The organism is Ruegeria sp. CDSC052 (assembly GCF_059610685.1).
In genome coordinates, this window is record NZ_JBXWOB010000002.1 from 42,564 (window position 1) to 65,643 (window position 23,080).

24 protein-coding genes are annotated in these 23,080 nt (G+C 58.1%); 11 read left to right on the top strand and 13 right to left on the bottom strand.

Annotated elements, in window-relative coordinates; translation table 11 throughout:
* Positions 1 to 296: 296 nt before the first annotated feature.
* From AC2FIM_RS05515 to pgsA, 3 genes are read right to left on the bottom strand one after another with little or no spacing between them, the layout of a single operon-like run.
* Complete coding sequence (locus AC2FIM_RS05515; RefSeq protein ID WP_142635265.1) at positions 297 to 740, bottom strand: molybdenum cofactor biosynthesis protein MoaE; 444 nt, start codon at positions 738 to 740, stop codon at positions 297 to 299.
* Between the two features lie 4 nt (positions 741 to 744).
* A complete protein-coding gene (moaD, locus tag AC2FIM_RS05520) occupies positions 745 to 990 on the bottom strand; it encodes a molybdopterin converting factor subunit 1 (RefSeq protein WP_142635267.1) in 246 nt (81 codons plus the stop codon).
* A 3-nt stretch (positions 991 to 993) separates the two neighbouring features.
* Entirely contained in the window at positions 994 to 1,662 is a 669-nt protein-coding gene (pgsA, locus tag AC2FIM_RS05525) for a CDP-diacylglycerol--glycerol-3-phosphate 3-phosphatidyltransferase (RefSeq protein WP_142635269.1), read from the bottom strand.
* A 175-nt stretch (positions 1,663 to 1,837) separates the two neighbouring features.
* Between pgsA and AC2FIM_RS05530 the strand changes: the two genes are divergently transcribed.
* Positions 1,838 to 2,722, top strand: coding sequence for a DMT family transporter (locus AC2FIM_RS05530; protein ID WP_496701014.1), 885 nt, complete (start codon positions 1,838 to 1,840; stop codon positions 2,720 to 2,722).
* On the opposite strand, the gene uvrC is transcribed toward AC2FIM_RS05530, so the two are convergent.
* The 6 genes from uvrC to AC2FIM_RS05560 form a co-directional block, all read right to left on the bottom strand.
* On the bottom strand, positions 2,719 to 4,614 hold the full coding sequence (uvrC, locus tag AC2FIM_RS05535; RefSeq protein ID WP_281995275.1) for an excinuclease ABC subunit UvrC: 1,896 nt from the start codon (positions 4,612 to 4,614) through the stop codon (positions 2,719 to 2,721). The two genes, AC2FIM_RS05530 and uvrC, sit on opposite strands and share 4 nt — an antisense overlap.
* 290 nt (positions 4,615 to 4,904) lie before the next feature.
* Positions 4,905 to 5,684, bottom strand: coding sequence for an SDR family oxidoreductase (locus tag AC2FIM_RS05540; RefSeq protein WP_282021672.1), 780 nt, complete (start codon positions 5,682 to 5,684; stop codon positions 4,905 to 4,907).
* A gap of 16 nt (positions 5,685 to 5,700) precedes the next feature.
* Positions 5,701 to 6,663, bottom strand: a complete 963-nt coding sequence (locus tag AC2FIM_RS05545) for a calcium/sodium antiporter (RefSeq protein WP_271948590.1) — start codon at positions 6,661 to 6,663, stop codon at positions 5,701 to 5,703.
* Positions 6,664 to 6,831: 168 nt separating this feature from the next.
* A complete protein-coding gene (locus tag AC2FIM_RS05550; protein ID WP_496676722.1) occupies positions 6,832 to 7,629 on the bottom strand; it encodes a S49 family peptidase in 798 nt (265 codons plus the stop codon).
* Between the two features lie 113 nt (positions 7,630 to 7,742).
* Complete coding sequence (locus tag AC2FIM_RS05555) at positions 7,743 to 8,504, bottom strand: ABC transporter permease (RefSeq protein WP_496676719.1); 762 nt, start codon at positions 8,502 to 8,504, stop codon at positions 7,743 to 7,745.
* Entirely contained in the window at positions 8,501 to 9,430 is a 930-nt protein-coding gene (locus tag AC2FIM_RS05560; protein WP_271948586.1) for an ABC transporter ATP-binding protein, read from the bottom strand. The genes AC2FIM_RS05555 and AC2FIM_RS05560 overlap by 4 nt, the downstream gene beginning before the upstream one ends.
* Before the next feature lie 154 nt (positions 9,431 to 9,584).
* Here AC2FIM_RS05560 and AC2FIM_RS05565 point away from each other — a divergent pair, with 154 nt between their 5' ends.
* The gene (locus AC2FIM_RS05565) at positions 9,585 to 10,679 is read left to right on the top strand and encodes a CaiB/BaiF CoA transferase family protein (RefSeq protein WP_496676716.1); all 1,095 of its coding nucleotides are present in this window, start codon (positions 9,585 to 9,587) and stop codon (positions 10,677 to 10,679) included.
* Here the strand turns inward: AC2FIM_RS05565 and hemE are convergent.
* A complete protein-coding gene (gene hemE / locus AC2FIM_RS05570; RefSeq protein WP_496676713.1) occupies positions 10,676 to 11,710 on the bottom strand; it encodes a uroporphyrinogen decarboxylase in 1,035 nt (344 codons plus the stop codon). The genes AC2FIM_RS05565 and hemE overlap by 4 nt on opposite strands.
* Positions 11,711 to 11,817: 107 nt before the next feature.
* On the opposite strand from hemE, the gene hemC reads away from it, so the two are divergent.
* Both hemC and AC2FIM_RS05580 read left to right on the top strand, forming a co-directional pair.
* The gene (gene hemC / locus AC2FIM_RS05575; protein WP_496676710.1) at positions 11,818 to 12,777 is read left to right on the top strand and encodes a hydroxymethylbilane synthase; all 960 of its coding nucleotides are present in this window, start codon (positions 11,818 to 11,820) and stop codon (positions 12,775 to 12,777) included.
* A gap of 469 nt (positions 12,778 to 13,246) precedes the next feature.
* Positions 13,247 to 13,648, top strand: a complete 402-nt coding sequence (locus tag AC2FIM_RS05580; RefSeq protein WP_142635290.1) for a carboxymuconolactone decarboxylase family protein — start codon at positions 13,247 to 13,249, stop codon at positions 13,646 to 13,648.
* Between the two features lie 130 nt (positions 13,649 to 13,778).
* On the opposite strand, the gene AC2FIM_RS05585 is transcribed toward AC2FIM_RS05580, so the two are convergent.
* The 3 genes from AC2FIM_RS05585 to ubiA form a co-directional block, all read right to left on the bottom strand.
* Entirely contained in the window at positions 13,779 to 14,099 is a 321-nt protein-coding gene (locus AC2FIM_RS05585) for a hypothetical protein (protein ID WP_142635291.1), read from the bottom strand.
* The gene (locus tag AC2FIM_RS05590; protein WP_142635292.1) at positions 14,100 to 15,998 is read right to left on the bottom strand and encodes an OmpA family protein; all 1,899 of its coding nucleotides are present in this window, start codon (positions 15,996 to 15,998) and stop codon (positions 14,100 to 14,102) included.
* A gap of 65 nt (positions 15,999 to 16,063) precedes the next feature.
* The gene (gene ubiA / locus AC2FIM_RS05595) at positions 16,064 to 17,026 is read right to left on the bottom strand and encodes a 4-hydroxybenzoate octaprenyltransferase (RefSeq protein ID WP_496676706.1); all 963 of its coding nucleotides are present in this window, start codon (positions 17,024 to 17,026) and stop codon (positions 16,064 to 16,066) included.
* Between the two features lie 12 nt (positions 17,027 to 17,038).
* Here ubiA and AC2FIM_RS05600 point away from each other — a divergent pair, with 12 nt between their 5' ends.
* The 7 genes from AC2FIM_RS05600 (at position 17,039) to AC2FIM_RS05630 (ending at position 23,074) form a co-directional block, all read left to right on the top strand.
* Positions 17,039 to 17,764, top strand: coding sequence for a 16S rRNA (uracil(1498)-N(3))-methyltransferase (locus AC2FIM_RS05600; RefSeq protein WP_271948572.1), 726 nt, complete (start codon positions 17,039 to 17,041; stop codon positions 17,762 to 17,764).
* A complete protein-coding gene (locus tag AC2FIM_RS05605; RefSeq protein WP_271948570.1) occupies positions 17,761 to 18,609 on the top strand; it encodes a GNAT family N-acetyltransferase in 849 nt (282 codons plus the stop codon). The genes AC2FIM_RS05600 and AC2FIM_RS05605 overlap by 4 nt, the downstream gene beginning before the upstream one ends.
* Entirely contained in the window at positions 18,606 to 19,133 is a 528-nt protein-coding gene (locus AC2FIM_RS05610) for a hypothetical protein (RefSeq protein WP_271948569.1), read from the top strand. The genes AC2FIM_RS05605 and AC2FIM_RS05610 overlap by 4 nt, the downstream gene beginning before the upstream one ends.
* A gap of 67 nt (positions 19,134 to 19,200) precedes the next feature.
* Complete coding sequence (locus AC2FIM_RS05615; protein WP_496676701.1) at positions 19,201 to 20,571, top strand: glutamate--cysteine ligase; 1,371 nt, start codon at positions 19,201 to 19,203, stop codon at positions 20,569 to 20,571.
* Positions 20,572 to 20,641: 70 nt separating this feature from the next.
* Positions 20,642 to 21,715 carry a phenylalanine--tRNA ligase subunit alpha gene (pheS, locus tag AC2FIM_RS05620; RefSeq protein ID WP_142635302.1) on the top strand — a complete coding sequence of 358 codons (1,074 nt, stop codon included), beginning with the start codon at positions 20,642 to 20,644 and terminating at the stop codon, positions 21,713 to 21,715.
* On the top strand, positions 21,716 to 22,021 hold the full coding sequence (locus AC2FIM_RS05625) for a hypothetical protein (RefSeq protein WP_142635304.1): 306 nt from the start codon (positions 21,716 to 21,718) through the stop codon (positions 22,019 to 22,021). It begins immediately after the preceding gene.
* Positions 22,022 to 22,282: 261 nt separating this feature from the next.
* The gene (locus AC2FIM_RS05630; protein ID WP_142635306.1) at positions 22,283 to 23,074 is read left to right on the top strand and encodes a CE1 family esterase; all 792 of its coding nucleotides are present in this window, start codon (positions 22,283 to 22,285) and stop codon (positions 23,072 to 23,074) included.
* Positions 23,075 to 23,080 lie beyond the last annotated feature (6 nt).

The following is a 23,080-nucleotide window of genomic DNA, read 5'->3' on the forward strand; positions in this document are numbered from 1 at the left end:
TCCGTTCAACGACTATCTATTCGGAACCGGCATTCTGACAGCGCTAATTACCGCTTTCCTGTCGATAGTCATTTCTTTTGCGGCTTCGGCGGAGGAAGATTGTCTCAACATCTTTGCCCACATGCGGGATGTTTTGCTTTCGGTTCTAGAGTTGATCGAAACTGAGCGGCTGCCTGAAACCAACACCTTTATCCAGCATAGTTTTGGCGGATCCAAATTTGCAGCACACGGTGATAAGCATGTGAGCACCGAATACGAACAGCATGGTGCAAAGGCTTATATGCAGGGACCCGTGTTTACCACCGGGTCAGTGCATCTTCGTCTTCGTCCTTGGCCGAAACCCACTCCGCACCAGCGGTGGTGATTTCTTTCTTCCAGAAGGGGGCGCGGGATTTTAGGTAGTCCATCAGATATTCGGCCGCCTCGAACGCATCCTTGCGATGCGGTGCGGCAGTGGCCACCATCATGATCCGATCCCCCGGAGCGAGCCTGCCATGCCGATGGATCACCAGCACATTGCCCAGCGACCAGCGGTCTATTGCTTCTTGCGCAATCTGGGTCAAGGCCCGTTCCGTCATGCCCGGATAATGCTCAATCTCCATCACGTCCAAATCGCCCGTGGCCAGATCACGCACAACACCGGTAAAGGTCACGATTGCGCCATTTGCAGCATCGCCCGCCGCAAAGTCATTTGCCTCGGTACCTAGGTCAAACGGGTCTTCCTGCACCACGATGCGCATGACTTCAGCCACCTGTCATTGGTGGAAAAAAGGCAACCTCACGAACGCCCGCCAACGGGGCGTCAAAATCCGACAATTCCTGATCCAGCGCAACACGTAAGGCCGACAGATCCGCAAAGGCCGCTGCATAGCGATCCTCGCGCGCGCTAAGTTCTGCGACCAGATCGGATACGGTGGCGGCCTCGGTTTCAACCCGTTCTTTCGGCAGGCCAATCCGTTCGCGGACCCATGCGAAATACAGCACATCCATCCCTTAGTTCTCCTTCAGGTGTGGCATGGCTTTACGTAGGTAGTCATAGCCGGTGATCAATGTCAGCGCTGCTGCGATCCACAGCAGCCACAGGCCGATCCGACTGGACCAGAACATCCCTTCAAGATGCCAGCGCAGGCCGTTCAGGTCGTCTTCCTGCCCGGTCAGAATCTGGTCGATCAGCGTTGGGTCCATGCCGAAGCTGGCCATCACAAAGTAATGCTCGAAGATGCCCTGTGAAAACAAGACGGCTATCGCCACCATCTGAGCCGTGGTTTTCCATTTGGCAAGTTTGGTAACTTTCAGCGTTCCAGCCGTATCACCCAAATATTCGCGCAGGCCTGACACAAAGACCTCTCGGAACAGGATCACAGTGGCAGGCAGGACCAGCCACGGCGTCCAGTGTTCGGCCGAATACCCGACCAAGATCATCAGCGCGATCACCACCATCGCCTTATCGGCAATCGGGTCCAGCATGGCGCCAATTTTTGTTTCCTGCTTCCACGCTCGTGCCAGATAGCCATCGAACCAGTCGGTTAAGGCGGCTGTCAGAAACAGGATCAACGCGAACCAGTCGGCATAGGGCCGGGTGAAATACAAAAACATCACGGCCAGCCCCGGGGCTGCCAGCAGACGCAGGACGGTCAGAATATTGGGCAGGTTCCACTTCATGCAGCGGACCCTACATCGCTAAAATCCAACAGAAAAGATAGACAGTCAAAAAACCGTACTTGTCCCCTGAACTTGGTCAAAGCGCCGCAGGCAAGGCGAGGTGCGCCCATGCCCCTTGGAGTTTGTTCTTTTTGCGGTCAGGTTCACCGCACGTATCCGGGACAGAAGGCACATCATGACAGCTCATATACAAACCGATGCCCGGTCAAATCTGACCGGCAGCCTGTGGATGATCGCTGCAATGGCGGGGTTTGCGCTGGAAGACGCGCTGTTGAAAGCGGCTTCGGGTGCCGTACCGATCTGGCAGGTGATGGTTCTGTTCGGGGTGGGTGGGGCGCTGGTCTTTGCGGCGGTTGCACTGGCGCGCGGCACGCAACTGTTTCAGCCGGATGTCCTGTCGCGCCCGATGAAAGTGCGCGTGCTCTTCGAGGTATTCGGACGGTTATTCTATGTCTTAGCCATTGTGCTGACGCCTTTGTCCTCAGCTACTGTGATTTTGCAGGCGACTCCGTTGGTCGTGGTCGCTGGCGCTGCGCTGATCTTTGGCGAAACAGTTGGCTGGCGACGGTGGAGCGCGATTCTGATCGGTCTGATTGGCGTTGTAGTCATCCTGCAACCGACCGGAGACAGCTTTTCGGCGCTGTCCATTCTGGCGGTGCTGGGCATGTTGGGCTTTGCCGGTCGCGATCTGGCCAGCCGCGCAGCCCCGGCGACACTGGGGACTGAGGTTTTGGGCTTTTACGGCTTCCTCAGCATCATCGTTGCCGGTTTGGCCTATCGCCTGTGGGAGGGCGTGCCAATCGTCCCGCTCGATCTGTACAACGGTCTGTTTCTGACCGGTGCGGTGCTTATGGGTGTGATGGCCTATGCCTCGCTTATGAAGGCGATGCGGATCGGAGAGGTCTCGGCCGTGACGCCGTTCCGCTATACGCGTCTGCTGTTCGGTATCGGTCTGGGCGTGTTCCTGTTCGGCGAGCAACTAGACCAGACCATGTGGATCGGCAGCGCGCTGATTGTGGCCTCGGGGCTGTACATCCTGTGGCGCGGGCGGCGGGCCTAGCCCTTGTCGTGGAAGAAATCATAGACCTTTTGCGCCAAGCCGGCCGAAATCCCTTCGACCGCTTTCAGATCGGCCAGGTTGGCCCGGCCAACTGCTTTGGCGCTGCCGAAATGAGCCAACAGGGCACGTTTGCGCGCGGCCCCCACGCCTGGGATTTCATCCAGCGGTGTGGCCCCCACGGCCTTGGCACGCTTGGCTCGATGGGTGCCGATGGCAAACCGGTGGGCCTCGTCTCTTAGGCGCTGAATGAAATAGAGCACCGGGTCGTTGCGTTTCAGCGCAAAGGGCCTTTGGCCGGTGCGGTGAAATTCTTCCTTACCATGGTCGCGGTCAACGCCTTTGGCGACACCGATCATGGGGATCTCCTCGACCCCGTGCTGCGCCATAATCTCATGGACGGCGCTCACTTGCCCGGCGCCACCGTCAATCAGCAACAGATCGGGCCACATTCCCTTGTCACGGTCGGGATCTTCTTTTTGCAGGCGGGTAAAGCGGCGGGTCAGCACCTCTTTCATCATGCCAAAGTCGTCACCGGGGGTCAGGTCATCTCCACGAATGTTGAACTTGCGATAGGCATTTTTCATGAAACCTTCGGGGCCGGCCACGATCATGCCGCCCACGGCATTTGTTCCTTGAATATGCGAGTTGTCGTAGACTTCGATCCGGCTTGGCGGGGCATCCAGATCAAATGCCTCGGCGATCCCGCGCAACAGTTTGGCCTGGGTGGCACTTTCCGACATCCGCCGGGCCAGGGATTCACGCGCGTTGCGTATGGCCCCTGCGACAAGTTCTTGTTTCTCACCACGCTGGGGCACAAGGATTTCTACCTTGCGACCGGCTTTTTCTGTCAGCGCCTCTTGCATCAGGTCGGCGTTTTCAATGGCATCTGACAGGATCAACTGACGGGGTGGTTCCTTGTTGTCGTAGAACTGACCCAGAAACGCCTCCATCACCTCGGCGGCTGACACATCTGCCCCGACGCGGGGATAGAAGTCCTTGTTGCCCCAGTTCTGGTTGGCGCGGATGAAGAACACCTGAACGCAAGCCTGCCCACTGTCCATATACAAGCCGATCACATCCGCCTCGGCCACACCGCGCGGGTTAATGCCTTGCGAGGTCTGCACCTGCGTCAGCGCCCGGATGCGATCGCGCAGGCCAGCGGCGCGTTCAAACTCCATCGCCTCAGACGCGGCCATCATCTGTTCGGCCAGTTCCTCTTGCACTTTGGTCGACCGGCCTGACAGGAATCGTTCCGCATCCTTGACGCTTTCACGGTAGTCCTGATCCGAGATCAACCCGACACAAGGCCCAGAACACCGCTTGATCTGATAGAGCAGGCAGGGACGGGTGCGGCTTTCGAACATCGAGTCAGAACAGTTGCGCAGCAGGAAGGCCTTTTGCAGCTGGTTCAGGGTTCGGTTCACGGCACCCGCGCTGGCGAAGGGGCCGAAATACGCGCCCTTTTCCTTTTTTGCTCCCCGATGCTTTTTGATCTGTGGAAAGACATGGTCCTTTGCCACCAGAATATTGGGAAAGCTTTTGTCGTCGCGCAGCAGCACGTTGTATTTCGGTTTGAGCTGCTTGATCAGGTTCTGTTCAAGCAGCAGCGCCTCGGTCTCGGTCCGGGTCGTCAGGAACATCATCGAGGCCGTGGCCGCAATCATCCGCTCGATCCGGCCAGAGTGTCCCGGTCTTGTATAGTTCGACACCCGTGCCTTCAGATTGCGCGCCTTGCCGACGTAAAGAACCCGGCTGTCCGCATCCAGCATCCTGTACACGCCAGGTGAACTGTCGAGCGTTTTCGCATATCGCTGGATGCAGGCGTATCCTGTCGACTGGGCCGTCGAATGGGCGTCATTCTGAGAGCTGTTGGTGTCGTCTTGAGAGGTCATGGCCAAAATATGTGATTCTTTGACCATGGCTGCAATCTTGAGCGCTTCAGATCAAGGGAAAACAAATCCACGTATTCTGTGGATAACTGTGCAGATAACTTTTGTGGGGCTTGAATTTTCCCTTGTTTCATTAAGGATTCCTTGATTTGCTTAAAAAATAGGCACATATCTAATCTATTGAATTTAAACAGTAAAAATTTCTACACATGGCAAGTGTATGAAAAAAAAGACATTTTTGTAACGGATTGATAACAGAAATGAGAGCGGTGCAAAACTTCCAGCACCAAACGTTATTCCACGCCCAGAACATCCGGTGTCTGCCACCCTAAATGCTGTCCGCCATCCACGCAGAGAATCTGGCCGGTGACCGCATGAGCATCCAGGAAATACCCAAGTGCAGCGGTGATGTCAGAGGGGTTTGACCCACGTTCCAGAATGGTGTTGGCGCGCTGTGCTTTGAAGTGATCTTCGGATTGCCTGTGACCCTGCATCGTCGGTCCCGGTCCGATGGCATTGACGCGGATCGCCGGGGTTAGCGCCTGAGCCGCAGTACGGGTCAACGCCCATAGCCCCATTTTGGCGACGGTGTAGGACATGAATTCGGGCGTCAGTTTGCGGACCCGCATGTCGACCATATTAACAATCAGGCCCGTTGCCAGCGGCTCTCCTGCATCATCGGTTTCAGGTTCCAGACCCTGTTCAGCCATCGCCTGAGTCAAAACAAATGGCGCCCGCAGGTTGCTGTTCATGTGGCGGTCCCAGCTTTGCCGTGTGGCCGTGTGGATGTTGTCGTATTCAAATATCGAAGCGTTGTTGACCAGACAGGTAATGGGTCCGCCCAGCGCCTCGGATGCGCGTGGCAGCAGGGCAGCCACGCTTGCTTCTTCCAACAGGTCGGCCTGCAGAGCTACCGCATTGCGGCCCAGGGCCCTGATTTCAGTGACAACCTTAGATGCCTCTTGTTCAGAGGAGGCGTAATGGACTGCCACGTCGTAGCCACGCCCGGCCAGATAAAGGGCCATTGCCCTACCAAGGCGAATTCCGGCACCGGTAACTAGGGCTCGGGTCATGCGGCCTCTCTTTGTGTCACACCAACAAGGAAATAACGTAAACCGCGTAAAGGCTTGTCAACAGAATTCCCCATCCGCGGGTGATATCCCGTTTGAAAAATACAAAGGGGACCAAAAGGAGTGATGCGCCCAGCATGACCCAAAGATCAAATCGCAGGAATTCTGGATCAACAGGAATGCGCCCAAACAGGGTTGCAATGCCGACGATGGCCAACAGATTGAACATGTTGGACCCGATAACATTGCCCAATGCGACATCGGCTTGTCGGCGCAGTGCTGCCATAATTGTGGTCGCCAGTTCCGGCAGGGAAGTTCCCACCGCTATAAGTGTCAGTCCGATTACAGTCTCGCTGACGCCGTAAGTGCGGGCAATGATTGTAGCGTTGTCGACCAGAAGATGTGCGCCCATAGGCAGGCCTATCAGTCCGAGCACCAGGTAGACTGAAATCTTCCAATAGGGCATGTCTGGATCGGCTTCTTCCAGGCCATCAAAATCGTCATCCTCGGCGCATGCTTTGCCACAGGCCTTGCGATGGGCATGGGCTTCTCGGAAGGCGGTCCATAGAACAAAGCTGAGAGCAGCCAGCAAAATCGCGCCGCTGAACAGGTTGAACACGCCGCAGAAGGCAAGGCCGATGAACAGAACGGTTGCCAGCAACATGAACACATAGTTCTTGCGGCTGTCACATTCGCTGGTGTGCAGCGTGGCAAGCAGCGCAGGCAGGCCCAGCACCAGCAGGATATTGGCCGTGTTCGACCCCACAACGTTACCCAGGGCGATGCCCGGTGCGTTTTCCTTAATTGCACTGATTGCAATCAGAAGTTCTGGCGCCGAGGTGCCGAATGCCACGATCGTCAAACTAACGATCAACGCCGGTACTCCAATCCGCAGGCTGAGGTTCACGGCACCGCGTACCAGCGCATCCCCCGCCAGCAACAGGATCAACAAACCGAGACCGGATAACAGCCATGCCGTCATGCGCGGCCTCCTTTTTCGCAGGCACAGGGACCTTTACCGATCCTGAACCGATGACAGCGCGGGCATCTTGCGGATTGTAGTTTTTTCTGCCCCGGGAACCGCAGTTTGCCGAACATTGCCAGGACGCCCATGGCAATCAAAAAGAGGGTCACGATCTTGATAATCACGTTACAAACCGAAACGTGCGTATGCGGCACGCTCCTCAAGTCCGGCAACCGCGTCCTGTGCCAAGGAGGCGCCGAACCGTGACCAGAATGGCTTGCGCAGCCCGTAACGGCGGAATTTTACTTTATCGCCAAACCGGTCCTGCATTTTGGGTTTGAGATGACCGATGCCGTCGATCAGGCCAAGTTCATGCGCGCGGCGTGCCAGCCAGACTTCGCCAGTGAACAGATCAGCACCCGTTTCAAGCTTTGCCCCGCGTCGTGCTTTGACATGAGCAGTGAAGTTCTCGTGGATATCGCGTAACAGGCCTTCAAGCCTTGCGACATCTTCAGGTTTTTCCGGGGCAAAGGGATCCAACATGGATTTCGAATGGCCCGCCGTGTGCACTCGCCGTTCGAAACCCTGCCTCTCAAGGAAGAGATGTGCGCCGAACCCCGAAGAGATCACGCCAATCGAACCCAGTACCGAACTGTCATCGGCGTAAATCTCATCAGCTGCCGCTGCCAACCAATAGCCACCCGAAGCTGCCACATCCTCGACAAATGCGAAGACGGGAACATCCAGTTCTTTCGACAGACGCTGAATGCGCGCACCGATCAATGAACTTTGGACCGGGGATCCGCCGGGCGAGTTGACCTCAAGCGCGACGGCGGCAGGTTTGCCTTTGCGAAATGCTTTTTCGAGAACCGGTGCCAGAGTTGTGTCAGACATCGACCCGCGCCCGGACATGCCGATTGCACCCGATAAGCGCACGACCGAAACGGTTGGCTGTTTTTTGAGAAACGGCAGGCTGACCTTCATGGGTGCCGATGTAGAGTGCGCCCACGCGGTAAACAAGGGAGCGGCTGACCGTTATCGGTCGCGTGGACGTATTTACTGAAGGTGATGGGCAAAAATGCAACGCCGTCCATGGCCTAACTCCGGATGCGCCAGCCAGTTTTGAAGATCCATCCGATGATGCTCAGACACACGCCGGTAAACGCCAGTATGGCCAAAAGGCTGAACATGATCGGCACATCGGCCAGGCCGTAAAACGACCAGCGAAAGCCCGAGATCAGATAGACGACCGGGTTGAACAGGGTGATGGTCTGCCACAGCGGGGGCAGCATCGAAATCGAATAAAAGGTACCGCCCAGAAAGATCAGCGGTGTCACCACGAGTTGCGGAACCAAAGACATCTGCTCGAAATTGCTGGCCCAGATGCCGATGATGAAGCCCAGCAAGGAAAAGCTGAGGCAGGTCAGGACTAGAAATGTCACCATGGCAAGCGGGTGTTCAATACGCAAATCCACAAAGAATGCAGAGGTCACAAGGATCACGACACCCACAAACAGCGACTTTGTCGCCGCCGCTCCGACATAGCCGATGACGATCTCGATGAAATTCACCGGCGCCGAAAGAAGCTCATATATCGTTCCCAGAAACTTTGGGAAATAGATCCCGAAAGAGGCGTTCGAGATCGACAGTGTCACAACAGATAACATGACCAGCCCCGGAACGATGAACGCGCCATAGGATACGCCTTCGACCTCTTGTATCCGGCTGCCAATCGCCGTGCCAAAGACAACGAAATACAGCGATGTCGACAGGACCGGAGATATGAAGCTTTGCGCAAGGGTGCGGAAGAACCGGGCCATTTCGAACCGGTAGATGGCAGTAATGGCGGACCAGTTCATGTGGCTTCTCCCGACACCATATTGACAAAGATCTCTTCAAGGCTGGACTGACGCGTTTGTACATCGCGTAAAATCAGTCCGGCCTCGGCCACATCGTTCAACAGGGTGGTGATGCCAGTGCGGTCGGCGTTTGTGTCGTAGGTATAAACCAGCGCGTCACCCTTGCCATTCAGTTTGAGATTGTGTGTGGCCAGACTGTCGGGGACGGTTTGAATGGGCTGGGTCAGCATGACTTCGATCTGCTTCTTTCCCATCTGCGCCATCAAAGTGTCCTTGTCCTGAACCAGTAGCAGTTCACCCTTGTCGATGACGCCGACACGGTCGGCAATGGCCTCGGCCTCTTCGATATAGTGGGTGGTTAGAATGATGGTGACACCGGCCTGCTTCAACTCGGCCACGATTTCCCACATGTCTTTGCGCAGTTCGACATCAACACCTGCGGTCGGCTCGTCCAGAAACAGAACACGCGGCTCGTGTGCCAGCGCTTTTGCGATCAGAACCCGACGTTTCATACCGCCCGATAGTTCTTTGATCGCGTTTTTGCGTTTTTCCCACAAAGACAATTTGCGCAGAATTTCTTCGATACGTGCGTTGTTCTGCCCAAGCCCGAACAGCCCGCGCGACAATCGCACAGTGTTCCAGACCTTTTCAAAGGGTTCGAGCGCGATCTCCTGCGGAACCAAACCGATCATCCGGCGTGCTGCGCGAAAATCAGTCTGGATATCGTGGCCGCCGACGGTCACGCTTCCTGAGGTTGGCGTCGTTATTCCACACACCGTCGAAATCAGCGTGGTCTTGCCTGCACCGTTGGGACCCAGAAGAGCCAGGATTTCTCCCTGCTCGATGTCCAGAGACACGCCCTTTAGCGCCTCAAAACCTCCGGCATAGGACTTTCGCAAATCCCTGATGGACAGAATTGTTGTCATGCGCCTCCCCCGTTCTGGCGGCGACACTACCCTGCGAGTTAGCCACAGAACAGGCCCAATTCACACATTTTACTCAGCTTTCCAATTGGCCTTTCCAGTCCGGGCTTGCATTTCCTGGCTGGCCCCGAAACCCTGCGCGGGCAGGAGGACTGGTATGTTAAGTGGAATTCGGATCATCGAAATCGAGGGCTTGGGCCCCGGTCCCTTTGCCGCCATGCTGTTGGCCGATCTCGGTGCAGATGTGATCACCATCCACCGCAAGGGTCAGGCCGCGACTCCGGGCATGCCCGAACAGTCAGTTCTGGATCGGGGCAAGCGGTCGATCAGCCTGAACCTCAAAGACCCGGCCGATCTGGATGTGGCCCGGCGCCTGATCGCTACAGCTGATGCACTGATCGAAGGGTTTCGACCCGGTGTGATGGAAAAGCTGGGCCTTGGCCCTGATATCTGTCGCGATCTGAACCCAAAGTTGATTTATGGCCGTATGACGGGTTGGGGACAGAACAGCCCCTTGTCCAAGAATGCCGGGCACGATCTGAACTATATCGCACTGTCCGGGGCGCTTTGGTATGCGTCGCAACCGGACCAACCGCCGCAAACCCCGGCCACTTTGGTGGGTGATATCGGTGGCGGTGCCATGTATCTGGTCGCAGGCATTCTGGCCGGATTGCTGAATGCGGGACGCACAGGAAAGGGCACGGTCGTGGACGCCGCCATTTATGACGGCTCGGCCCATATGATGAACCTGCTGATGAGCCTGCGCCAAACCGGAAACCTGTCAGATACTCGCGGACACAGCCTTCTGGACGGTCCCCATTGGAGCCGAACCTATGCCTGCTCTGATGGTGGATTTGTGGCGGTGCAGTGCCTGGAGCCGAAATTCTATGCCGAGTTCCTGCAGATATTGGACCTGTCTGGCGATCCCGAATTTCGGCAGCAATATGATGCTTCCACCTGGCCCGCGCTGACCCGGCGGCTGGCTGAAATCTTTGCTGGCAAACCACGTGATCATTGGGCGGCGCTGTTTGCAGCAAGTGACGCCTGTGTTGCACCGGTGCTCAACCCGTCCGAGGCGCAGTACCATGCCATGAACACAGCACGCCAGACCTGGCTTGCCCCCGACGGTATGCTACAGGCCGCCGCCGCGCCGCGGTTTTCCGAGCGGGAGTGGAAGCCCAGACCCAGCCCGCGCCGCGGAGATCATACACAAGACATACTGACCGAGCTGGACGCCCGACCCAAAGCCTAGCGGTTGTGCACTGCGTCGATCATACGCTGAACGTTGTCGGGATCGGCATCGGGCGTGATGCCATGACCCAGATTGAAGATATGCGGCCCTTTGGAGAATGCATCGACAATCCGCCGGGTCTCGTCCACCAGCGCTTGACCGCCGGTCACCATATGCGACGACGCCAGATTGCCCTGTACGCAACCATCCACCTGGACATGCTCGGCGCCCCATTCCGGCGAGACCGAATTGTCCAGCGCGACGCAATCAACCCCCGTGGTTTTGGCGAACCCGATATAGCCATCTCCGGCCTCTCGCGGGAATCCGATCACCGGGATGCCGGGGTGACGTTCCTTGATGGCCTGGGTGATTACGCGGCACGGCTCGACCGCATATTTGCGGAACGCCTCACCCTTCAGCGATCCGGCCCAGCTGTCGAATATCTTGACTACCTCGGCGCCAGCCTCGATCTGGGCTGAAAGATATTCGATCGTGGCCAGCGTGATCCGGTCCAGCAGCGCTTCGAACAGCGCAGTATTCCCCTCGCGCAGCGCATGGGCGGGGCCTTGATCCGGGGTGCCGCGTCCGGCGATCATGTAGGTCGCCACTGTCCACGGCGCGCCAGCAAAACCGATCAAGGTTGTCTCGGACGGCAACTCCTGTGACAGGATGCGCACTGTCTCATAGACTGGCGAGAGTGTTTCGTGGATATCCTCGACCGATTTCAGCGCATCGAACTCGGATTGCTGCGTGATGGTCGACAAACGCGGGCCTTCACCGGTGACAAACCAAAGATCCGCACCCAGCGCCTGTGGTACCAGCAGGATATCCGCAAACAGGATAGCTGCATCGAACCCATAGCGACGGATCGGTTGCAATGTGACCTCGGCCGCAAGCTCGGGATTGTAGCACAGCGACAGGAAATCCCCGGCCTGCGCGCGCGTTGCACGATATTCTGGCAGATACCGCCCGGCCTGGCGCATCATCCAGATCGGAGGCACATCCTGCACCTGTCCTGCCAATGCCCGCAGCAGTTTCTTTGTTTCGGCCATCTGTGCCCCCAATCGTCTGGTTTGTGGCAACGGGTCTTCCTTCGGCGGCAATTTGTCAAGCTCTGCCCCCATTGTCAGGGCAATGTGACGCGACTAAAGCTGTGTCTATGACATTGACCCTGCCTTCACCCGCCTCACCGCTGAAAATCGGCACCCGTGGTTCGCCCCTGGCGCTGGCGCAAGCCTATGAAACCCGGCAGCGGTTAGGCACAGCCTTTGATCTGCCCGAAGATGCATTCGAAATCGTGGTGATCAAGACCACCGGCGACAATCGCGCGATGATCGACGCCGACCGCCCGCTGAAGGAGATCGGCAACAAAGGCCTGTTCACCAAGGAAATCGAAGAAGCGATGCTGCGAGGTGATATCGACATTGCTGTGCATTCGACCAAGGACATGCCGGTCGAACAGCCCGCGGGTCTTGTGTTGGACACGTTCCTGCCGCGCGAAGATGTGCGCGACGCTTTTATTTCGCCCAGCCTGAATTCTATTCATGACCTGCCGTATGGCGCAGTGGTCGGCACCTCGTCTTTGCGCCGCCGGGCTCAGCTGTTGAACCGGCGCCCTGACCTGAATGTGGTCGAGTTCCGTGGCAACGTGCAAACGCGCCTGAAGAAACTGACCGATGGCGTAGCGGATTGCACGTTTCTGGCAATGGCAGGTATCCGGCGCCTGAATATGGACGACGTTCCCGCAACTGCTATCTCGCCCGAGGATATGCTGCCCGCCATTGCACAAGGTACAATCGGTATCGAACGTCGCAGTGACGATCCCCGTGCTGCAGGGATGTTGGAGGCAATTCATCATAGCGAAACCGGGTATCGACTTTTGGCCGAGCGCGCCTTGCTGGCCGCGCTTGACGGGTCCTGCGAGACTCCGATTGCCGGGCTGGCTGATATCAGTGGTGGCATTCTGCGCCTGCGCGGAGAAGTCCTGCGCCCGGACGGGTCTGATTCTATCGCCGAAGACGCCACTGGCGTGATTGGTGATGGTGCAGAAATGGCGCGCGCAATGGCCGAAAAACTACTGACAAAGGCCGGCCCCGGGTTCTTTGATTGGAAGAATTGAAGATAAATTTATTTAATGTGAACTAGTTCACTGTCGCGCTCTCAAAGATCAGGCATTAAGGATGCACACCGATTGAGAAATCGGGTTGGTCTCGAAGAAGTCGAAAGTTTTTGTTAGTCTGTCCATTTTTAAGTGGTATTCGAGGGGGCGAGACCAAACCCCGACATTCAGTCAGTAAGGGCCGCTGTCTCATTAAGACGGCGGCCCGTTTACTTTTGGGTGTCTCAAATAGCCGCGACGTCTTGAACCGCTTGCACAATCGCAGCCCGCTGGTGAAGCGATGTCAGTACATATAATTGCCTGTCTTCAAGACTGGATGCGCGGGGCAGTGGAATGATCCTTGTGCCAAGGGGCTAGAAAATCCGTCGCATTTTCTTATCCGGCGTAAAGTGCAAGCGTTGATAGTACCTGTAAGAGGCGTAGAGTGCATCAGCGCACCGCTTCATTGTGACGATTACCGGAGACCAAAATGGCCGAGACTTTCGACGAAGATCTGTTCCTCAGAGGGCTGGAGCAACGCAAAAGCACCCTGGGCGCGGAATATGTTGAGAAAAACCTGGCTGCCGCCGACGATTTTACCCGGCCGTTTCAAGAGGCAATGACCGCTTGGTGCTGGGGTTTCGGCTGGGGCGACGATGTGATTGACGCCAAGACCCGGTCAATGATGAACCTGTCCATGATCGGCGCGCTGGGCAAGATGCACGAATGGGAACTCCACTGTCGCGGCGCGATCAGCAACGGCGTCAGCAAAGAAGAAATCCGGGCCATTATTCACGTGATCGGCATCTATTGTGGCGTGCCGCAGGCGCTGGAATGCTTTCGTGTCGCGCGCAAGGTTCTGGACGAGGCAGAGACAACCTCTGAGACATGATCATGAATTGAGCTGTGCCCAAGCTTCATCAAGCTGAGGGGATTTTCGGGCCCGGTTTGGCAGGTGTCTGAAACACACAACGGCGCCCTATATTTGCGGGTGTCGCAAGTTGCCGATTCCTCTGGTTCTCTTAGTCCGCGTTGTTGATCCGGCCGCGTAATTCTTCGGCCTCCTGCCGCGCGGCGCGCAACCCGTCCATGGCAGCGCCCAGTTCCGCCTCGGTCTGGGTGAGCTGATTGGTTAGCTCGGCCTCACGCTGTTGCAGATAGGTGATGGCCTGATCGCGGGTTTCTTCGGCCTCATGCAATTCCTGGCTCATGCGATCCAGATCGGCGACGTCGCTTTGGCGAACACGAGACAGACGATGGGCCAGCCAGTTGGCGAACCACCCCATGCAGAAGGCTGCGAACAGGATGATGGCGGTGGCAATGATGAATTCGATTCTGTTCACTTACTGATCCCCTGCGCCGGTATCTGCGGCGTCTTCTGACGTCTCTGTCTCGGCCTCCAGCGCCTCAAGCCCGGTCTCGGAATTGGCAATGGGTTCAGGCCGGATCAGGCGAAATTCAATGCGACGGTTTTCTTCTCGGCCTGCCTCGGTATCGTTGTCTGCGATCGGTTGCGTTTCACCATATCCCACGGCCGAGTAGCTTGACGTTGGGATGCGGCGTCCGCGCAACTCATTCAGGATCGACTGAGCCCGCGCCTGGCTGAGTTGCTGGTTCATCTCTTCGCGGCCCTGACTATCTGTATGGCCCTGAATTTCAATCCGGATGGGGCCGCATTCGCGCAGAATCTCGGCGATCTGATTGACGGTATCGCGTGAATCCGCGGCAACCGTGGCCGATCCCGGTTCGAATGCGATTTTGCTGCTGGCCTGAACCTCAGCAAGCTGGTCTTCGCACAGCTCTGGGTCGGGCAGGCTGTCTGCGGGTTTCGGCGGCTCTTGATAGGTGATCGAAAGGGTGAAACCTTTTGCATCCCCAAGCTTTTCCGACAGCAATCCGGCGATACGGGCTTTGGCGTCCGGGTCGTAGCTGACCCCGCTGAGAGAAACGTCGTCAGGGGTAACAGTCAGAGCGCCGTTATGCAGCAGAGACAACGCTTCCAGCCCCGCCAGAACACGAACCGGCCAGTCTGCGGGTAAGTCGGAGGCGATGCGGGTGGCGGTATAAACCTGTTCCGATCCAAATGCCGCGCGGGCAAAACTGTCGGCCATGTCGCGCGATGTCTCATTGCTCAGACGACCGCGCATTTGGACCAGCCCTTCGGGGCTGCGCGTGGTCGAGAACTCGGGGGGGCCGGTGGATTCGGCGGTTTCGGGTTCGGGCAGGACGGCGTGCAGGGCGAAAACCTCGGGCAGCGCATTTTCCAGCTCGCCCACCACACGGTCAAAGACCCCAGCCTCTGTTCCTTGCGCCGCCACCAGCGTGATATCCGCATCCGAAATCGTGACCGAACCCTGACCAATCTTGGACAGGGCGCGAATGCTGAGCGTTGCCGCTTCGGGCCAACGGGGTGAGGGCACGCCCAAACCGATTGTACAGTTAAACGGACCAGCAAGGCCTGCTTCTTTGGCAGCAGCGACGATGGCATCCCGCGCTTTTTCATTCTGGGCCGAGCAGGCATCGAACTGGCCGCCGTTGGCATCAATCAGGTAGCGCAGTGTAAAGGGGGTGATTACGGGGCGCGGAGCCGAGATCGACAACCCGATTCGCAAACTGGGAGGTGCTGCGCGGGTCAGGCTCTGTTCCAGTCGTTCTTTTTCCCGCAGGCTGTCTGCAATGGCGGTGATTTTCACCAAACCGGGGCTGGCCGATATTTTGGCACGCGGCAGGCGGGTCAACGCTTCGAGCGCATAGTTCAACGCGTCGTCCCAGCCTTCGGGTATAGGGTAATCCGCCGTTTCCATCAGGTCCGAAACGGTGTCGCCGTCCATCCGGCGCAACCTTTCGATCAGCTCGCTGCGGTCTTGGCTTGCGGGTATCAGACCAATAATCGAAATACCGCTGTCGTTTCGCAAAATTTCAGCGGAAAAGCGCGGTGCTGCCAGTTGCCGGGTGGGGGCGACCTGCATGTCGTCAATAACGCGTGAGGTATCAACCTCGGTCCCGGCTGCGGTCAGCGCATTGAACCGCGTTGCTTCGTCAATGGCTATGCCGGTCAGGACAACGCGCAGGCCATCGGATTCGACTTCGGCCCAGTCATGCCCTTTTAGGTCAAGCGCACGCCGCACGGCGAGTTCCGACGCTTCTTCAACTTTGGTTACCGCATATCCTGCGGCCACAAGCGATAGGCTGGCCGAAACGAGGAATATCAGGGAGGCAGCTAGGAAATAGGGCAGGCGCATGTGCGGGCAGACGACTCCTGAAGTTATTGAGCAGGACTCTTACAGAGGCCCGCGCCGAGGTGCAATCAGAGCAACCCAGCAATGCAAAGGAAGATCAGCGGAATAAGGCCGGTATCCCGGTTGGCCCGGAAAAGCTGCAGCAATTTGGCGTTGTCTTCGGTGTCCAGCCCGCGCAGTTGCCACGTCATATGCCACCCCATTGCCCAAGGTCCCGCCAGTGCAACGAACATGGCTGTAATCGGCTCCTGCCCTGTCATGGCGTCGATAATGGCCAGCGCCATCAGGGATACGGTTGCGGCCAGAAAATACTTCAACCACCGCGCGGTATCTGCGCCGAACAGGCGGGCGGTGGATTTGATACCGATCAGCTCGTCATCTTCGGCGTCCTGATGCGCATAGATCGTATCATAGAACAGCGTCCAGGCGATGCCACCCAGGTACAGAGTGATCGCCGGCCCGCCGACCGTTCCGGTATGCGCGGCCCAGGTCAGCAGGATGCCCCAGTTGAAGGCCAGTCCCAGAAATACCTGTGGCCACCAGGTGAACCTTTTGGCGAAGGGGTAGACAGCGACGGGCAACAGGGACAGCACGCCCATGGCGATGGCGGCCTGGTTGAAGCTCAGCAGAACCAACAGTGCCAGCAGGCATTGCAGCACCATCCAGATCGCGGCCTGCCGAACACTGACCTGCCCAGAAGGGATCGGGCGCGACCGGGTCCGTTCCACTTTTGCATCAAAGTCGCGGTCCGAAATGTCATTCCATGTGCAGCCCGCGCCGCGCATCAAAAAGGCACCGATGGCACAACCGATGGCGATCCAGAGGTCCTCCCACCGCGGGGTGCCGTCGCTGAGGATGGCCAGCGTCAGTCCCCACCAGCAGGGGATCAGCAGCAGCCATGTGCCGATAGGCCGATCAGCCCGGCTCAACCGCAGGTAAGGGCGCGAGAATTCCGGCGCATAGGTGTCGACCCAGTTGCCGCTGACCGCATCAGCGACCTGACCGTCTGGTGTTGGCGCATTGCCTTGCATATGTAAGGTCTCATGAGTGCAAAGATCAGACTGTATGTAGAGCACCCTTTGGGTCCGGGGCAATCGGTAGAATTGACGCGCGAGCAGGCACATTACCTGTTCGGTGTCATGCGCCTGGCTGTAGGGGGGCAGGTTGCCTTGTTTAACGGACAGGACGGAGAATGGCAGGCCGAAGTAGCCGAAGCAGGAAAGCGTGGCGGTGTACTGACTTGTGTCGAACAGACCAAACCGCTGCAACGGCCACCCGACCTGTGGTTCCTGTTCGCCCCGATCAAAAAGGCACGCACCGATTTCATCGTTGAAAAGGCGGCGGAAATGGGTGCGGCGCGGATCATGCCGGTGCAGACAGAATTCACCAATTCCGAACGTATCCGCCAGGACCGCTTGCAAGCCCACGCGGTCGAGGCCGCCGAGCAATGCGGCGGTACCTTCGTGCCCGAGGTCGCCGATCTGCAGCGGCTGGACCGAGTTCTGGATGGCTGGCCCGAGGGGCGTCAACTGATGTTTTGTAACGAGGCCGAGGTCGGCTCGGCCCTGCGCCTGGCGGCGCATGAAAAGGGGTTGCCATGGGCGATCCTTATCGGACCCGAGGGCGGCTTTTCCCAACGTGAACGTGCCCGGCTGACCGCCTTACCCTATGCCCATGTCGTCAGTCTTGGCCCGCGTATCCTGCGCGCGGATACTGCAGCCGTTGCGGCTCTGACCATGTGGCAGCAGGCGCTGGGGGACTGGTCATGATTTGGCGTCTCGCGCAGGAGGCGGATGTACCGAAGATCGACCAGTTTCTAATGCGCCACATTCAGACGTCGATGTTCCCCTTGGCCAATCTGCGTGATTTTGGATTGCGGGGCACGGACCGACGTGCCGTTAATATCTGGGTGTTGGGCGACGATCCCCGTGCGGCGTTCTCCATCACGAATGAGGGCATGGTTTTACCGCAATGTCCCGATTGCACAGATGAAGAACTGGCCGCTGCGATTGATCTGATCCGGGGGCGTGCCTTGTTTGGATTGGCGGCTGAGGCAACACAGGCCCGCCGGATCATGCGTCTTGCGGGGTGGGAGGATCGGCCGGCAACGCTGAACAGCGATGAACCGGGTTTCACGCTGGATTTGGAACAGCTTACTATTCCGGATGCTACAAGCGCAGAATTGGTGCCTTTGGGTGCGTTTGATCGTGAAGTCGTCGAAAGGTGGCGGTCTGACTACCTGATCGAAGCAATGGAATTCAATTCGTCACGAGCGCAAAAACAGGCTGGCTTGGATTGCGACGCCTATACCGCACGTGATTCTCATCGTGTGTTGCTGGTCGACGATCAGCCTGTCGCCATGACTGGTTTTAACGCGCGCTTGCAAGAAGTCGTGCAGATTGGTGGGGTCTTTACACCTCGTGAAATGCGCGGCCGTGGATATGCGCGTCTGGCCGTCGCGCTGCATCTGGAGGAGGCGCGCCGTACGGGTGCGAAACGCGCGGTTTTGTTTGCGGCTTCCGATTCCGCTGCGCGTGCTTATATCGGTATCGGTTTTCAATCCGCGGGGCAGTACTCGCTCATCCTGTTCATAAACCCAGAGGATACCGCATGAGTTTCATCCGACCCGAAGCGAAACTGGCCCTGTGGCGCTGGCGCGAAGTGCTGGTTGCCGGTGTCATCCTGTTGGTTGGCCTCAGCTGGATCAGCGGCCCGGGTGGGTTGCTGGGCTGGTTGGGCTGGGTTTTGGTGGCGGTGTCGGTTGCACTGGCCGTGATCGGGGTTCAGCGCGCCAGGTTTCGCACCGGCGTCGGTGGCCCCGGAGTTGTGACCATCGACGAAGGCCAGATATCCTATTTTGGCCCGCTGGACGGTGGCATGGTCGCGACACGGGAAATCGAGCGGTTGGCGTTGGACCCATCCTCGAACCCGGCGCATTGGGTGTTGGAACAGCCTGGCCAGCCGACACTTCACATTCCTGTGAATGCCGAAGGGGCCGAAGCGCTGTTTGACGTGTTCTCGGCGCTACCGGGGTTGAAAACAGAACATATGTTGTCGGAATTGAACGGTGGGGCCGTCCATCCCGTAGTAATTTGGGAGCGTCAGCCGATGCGCCCTGCGCATATGCGGTTGCATTGACACCGCCTTCGTTTGCGACCACGACTGACCAACAAGACAGACACATCAGGATCGGAGCACGGGTCATATGTCCATCCCCCAGTCCGGCGGCGGACCGATCGAACGCCACGAGCAACTTGCCGAATATCTGGAAGCGGGCTGCAAGCCCAAAGCCGATTGGCGCATCGGAACCGAACATGAAAAGTTCGGCTATTGTAAAGACTCACTGAAACCGCTGCCATTCGAGGGCACGCGGTCGATTGTGGCGGTGCTTGAAGGGCTGCGCGACCGACACGGCTGGGCCGAGGTGCGCGAAGCGGGCCACCTGATCGGTCTGGAAAAAGACGGCGCCAATGTCAGCCTTGAACCGGGCGGTGCACTAGAGCTGTCTGGTGCGCCGTTGGAGACGATCCACGAGACCTGCGACGAGGTGAACACCCACCTGCGCGAGGTTAAGGATATCGCTGATGAAATCGGCGTGGGCTTTATCGGTCTGGGCGCGGCCCCGATCTGGACCCATGAGCAGATGCCTCTGATGCCCAAAGGCCGTTATCGGCTGATGAACGATTACATGGAAAAAGTAGGCTCTATGGGCCGCGCCATGATGCGGCGCACTTGCACGGTTCAGGTCAATATCGACTTTGGGTCCGAGGCCGACATGGTGCAGAAACTGCGCGTCGCGCTGGCTTTGCAGCCGGTGGCCACCGCGCTGTTCGCCAATTCGCCCTTCTTCGAAGGACAGGTCAACGGCCAGAAAAGCTGGCGCAGCCATATCTGGCGGCATCTGGACGATGCACGCACCGGTATGTTGCCCTTTGTGTTCGAAGAAGGCTTTGGGTTCGAGCGCTACGTGCAATACGCGTTGGATGTGCCGATGTACTTTGTCTATCGCGATGGCCAGTATATCAACGCGCTGGGCATGTCCTTCCGCGATTTCCTGCAGGGCAAACTGCCCGCGCTGCCGGGTGAAACACCTACCCTGTCCGATTGGGCCGATCACCTGACCACCGCCTTCCCCGAGGCGCGGATCAAGAAATTCATGGAGATGCGCGGCGCAGATGGTGGCCCGTGGCGGCGTCTGTGTGCGCTGCCTGCCTTCTGGGTTGGCCTGACCTATGATCAGGGCGCGCTGGATGCGGCCTGGGATCTGGTCAAGGGCTGGGATGCTGAAACGCGCGAGGAACTGCGCGTTCAGGCAGCCGTCAATGGCCTGCAGGCGCGGGTTGGCGACATCAACATGCATGATCTTGCCCGCGAAGTGGTTGCGATCTCGGAAAGTGGTCTCAAGGCCCGGGCCTATCCCGGCGCAGGTGGCCTGGTTCCCGATGAGACGCATTTCCTGAACGCGCTGAAGGAAAGTCTCGATACCGGCAAGGTTCCGGCGGATGAGTTGCTGGAACACTACAATGGCGACTGGAACGGCGATCTGACCCGAATTTATCCCGAATACAGCTATTGACCCACCGCGTCCCGCTTGCATTCGCGGGGCGGGGCCGATAGCAGGTTGGCGACCAAATTCAGAGGGCGTCATGGACGATCTTAAGGCAAAATATCTGGGGCAGATCGCCGAGGCGGGCGATGAGAACACGCTTGAGGCGATCCGCGTCGCCGCCGTGGGCAAAAAGGGCGAGGTCGCGCTGAAGATGCGCGAGCTGGGCAAGATGACCCCCGAGGAACGTCAGGTCGCAGGCCCCGCGCTGAACGCCCTGAAGGATGAGATCAACTCGGCCCTGGCCGCCAAGAAAGCCGGTCTTGCCGATGCCGCGCTGGACGAACGTCTGCGCACCGAATGGCTGGACGTTACCCTGCCGACGCGCGCGCGCCGCCAAGGCTCGATCCACCCGGTCAGCCAGGCGACCGAGGAGCTGACCGCGATCTTTGCCGAACTGGGTTTCTCGGTGGCCGAAGGGCCGCGGATTGAGACCGATTGGCACAATTTCGACGCGCTAAACATCCCCGGCCACCACCCCGCGCGGGCCGAGATGGACACGTTCTATATGCACCGTGCCGAGGGCGACGAGCGCCCGCCGCACGTGCTGCGCACCCATACTTCGCCGGTCCAGATCCGCTCAATGGAGCTGCAGGGTGCGCCGATCCGCATCATTTGTCCGGGCGGCGTTTATCGCGCTGATTATGATCAGACCCACACGCCGATGTTCCATCAGGTCGAAGGTCTTGCCATCGACAAGGACATCTCGATGGCGAACCTGAAATGGGTTCTGGAAGAGTTCGTGAAGGCCTTCTTCGAGGTTGATGACGTCGAACTGCGCTTCCGCGCCTCGCACTTCCCGTTCACCGAGCCGTCGGCCGAAGTCGATATCCGTTGTTCCTGGGATAACGGCCAGCTGAAGATCGGCGAGGGCGACGACTGGATGGAGATTCTGGGCTCGGGCATGGTCCACCCCAAGGTGATCGCCGCCGGTGGCATTGATCCCGAGGTCTATCAGGGCTTTGCCTTTGGTATCGGCATCGACCGTCTGGCGATGTTGAAATACGGCATTCCGGATCTGAGGGCGTTCTTTGACAGCGATCTGCGGTGGTTGCGGCACTACGGGTTTGCAGCGCTGGATATGCCGAACCTGCATGGTGGTTTGAGCCGGTAGTTGTATCCGCTGGGCGTATATCTGGCTCGGTACATCGATTGGTGGCACCGCCGCGTAGCCAAAGCTCCTTTGGTGTGGTTGGTTGGAATTACGGTCTCAGTAATTGTTTTTCAGATTGCAACGGTGCACATGTTTGAAAACGCTGTTCGCTGGATTTTACCCTTTGTTGGGATCGCTTTGCTTCCCGGTGCATGGGCGGCAATGACTGTTCATTCCAATCGAATGAACCAAAGGAAAGAAGCGACAGATCAGCAGGAAATCGCTAAGAAGTTCATTGATAAATATGCGAAAGAGAAGTCGAAGTAGCTTATTTTTAGGCACGAGAGATTATAGCCACGTATACTGAAGTGAGGCATCTTTATGCCGCGCTATCGCCAGACCGCCCGCACGGGCTGGCGATTTGTCTCCGTCAGTGCAGCGCTCGAACAGCGCACGGATTTGGCCAGCATAAACTGCCCTCCACAGCCCAAGGATCGCCACCCCACGGTCTGGCGATAGCGCGGCTTGTTTCAGCCTCCCACGGGGTTGTGACGTGACTTCGTGCGCGGGCGGGGTAGGCTCCGAGTTATGTTTCGGATTCTGACCTGCCTGTTTTTCCTTCTCCCGCTCCAAGCTGTAGCAAATGGCTGCCACGGCGACACAGCCTGCCCGCTGGGCGACCGTTCCTATCATGTGCTTGAACCCGACGGCTGGGATGGCGAAAGCCCTCTGCCGGTATTGCTGCATTTCCACGGCTGGGCGCGGCAGGGGGATGTGGTGGTCAACCACGAAAGGATCGCAGGGGCCACCAAACTGCGCGGCGTGCTGCTGGTGGCCCCGAACGGGCGCGGCAAAAGCTGGGATTTCTGGACGTCCGACACTGATGACGTCCCCTTTGCCGATCGGGTGCTAGAGGATGTGGCGACGCGCTATCCGATCGACCCGGATCGCATCTATGTCTCGGGCTATTCCTATGGCGGTGCGATGGCGTGGCGCTTTGTCTGTCAATCCGGCGATGATATTGCGGCCCTGCTGGCGGTGGCTGGTAGCATTCGCCAGACCGAGGATTGCTCGCAAGCCCCGCGCCAGGTGCGCCATGTGCATGGGTTGGACGACACGGTGATGGATTTTCCCTTGGGTCCGGGCGGGGACACGACCTATCCGGTGGCGTTGTGGAAGGCGAAGTTCGATTGCAACGGTGCAACCCCGCGTGGCGATTGGAGCGTGAAGCCTTTCCTGACCCTCAGCCGTCTGGAATGGACCGATTGCGCGCAGGGGCAGGTTACGTTGGACACGCATCCGGGCGGGCATTTCATCCCTCATGGCTGGATCGGCTGGCAGTTGGATGAGCTGGCCGGACGAGCGCCGGTCTATCCCTGACCCGTT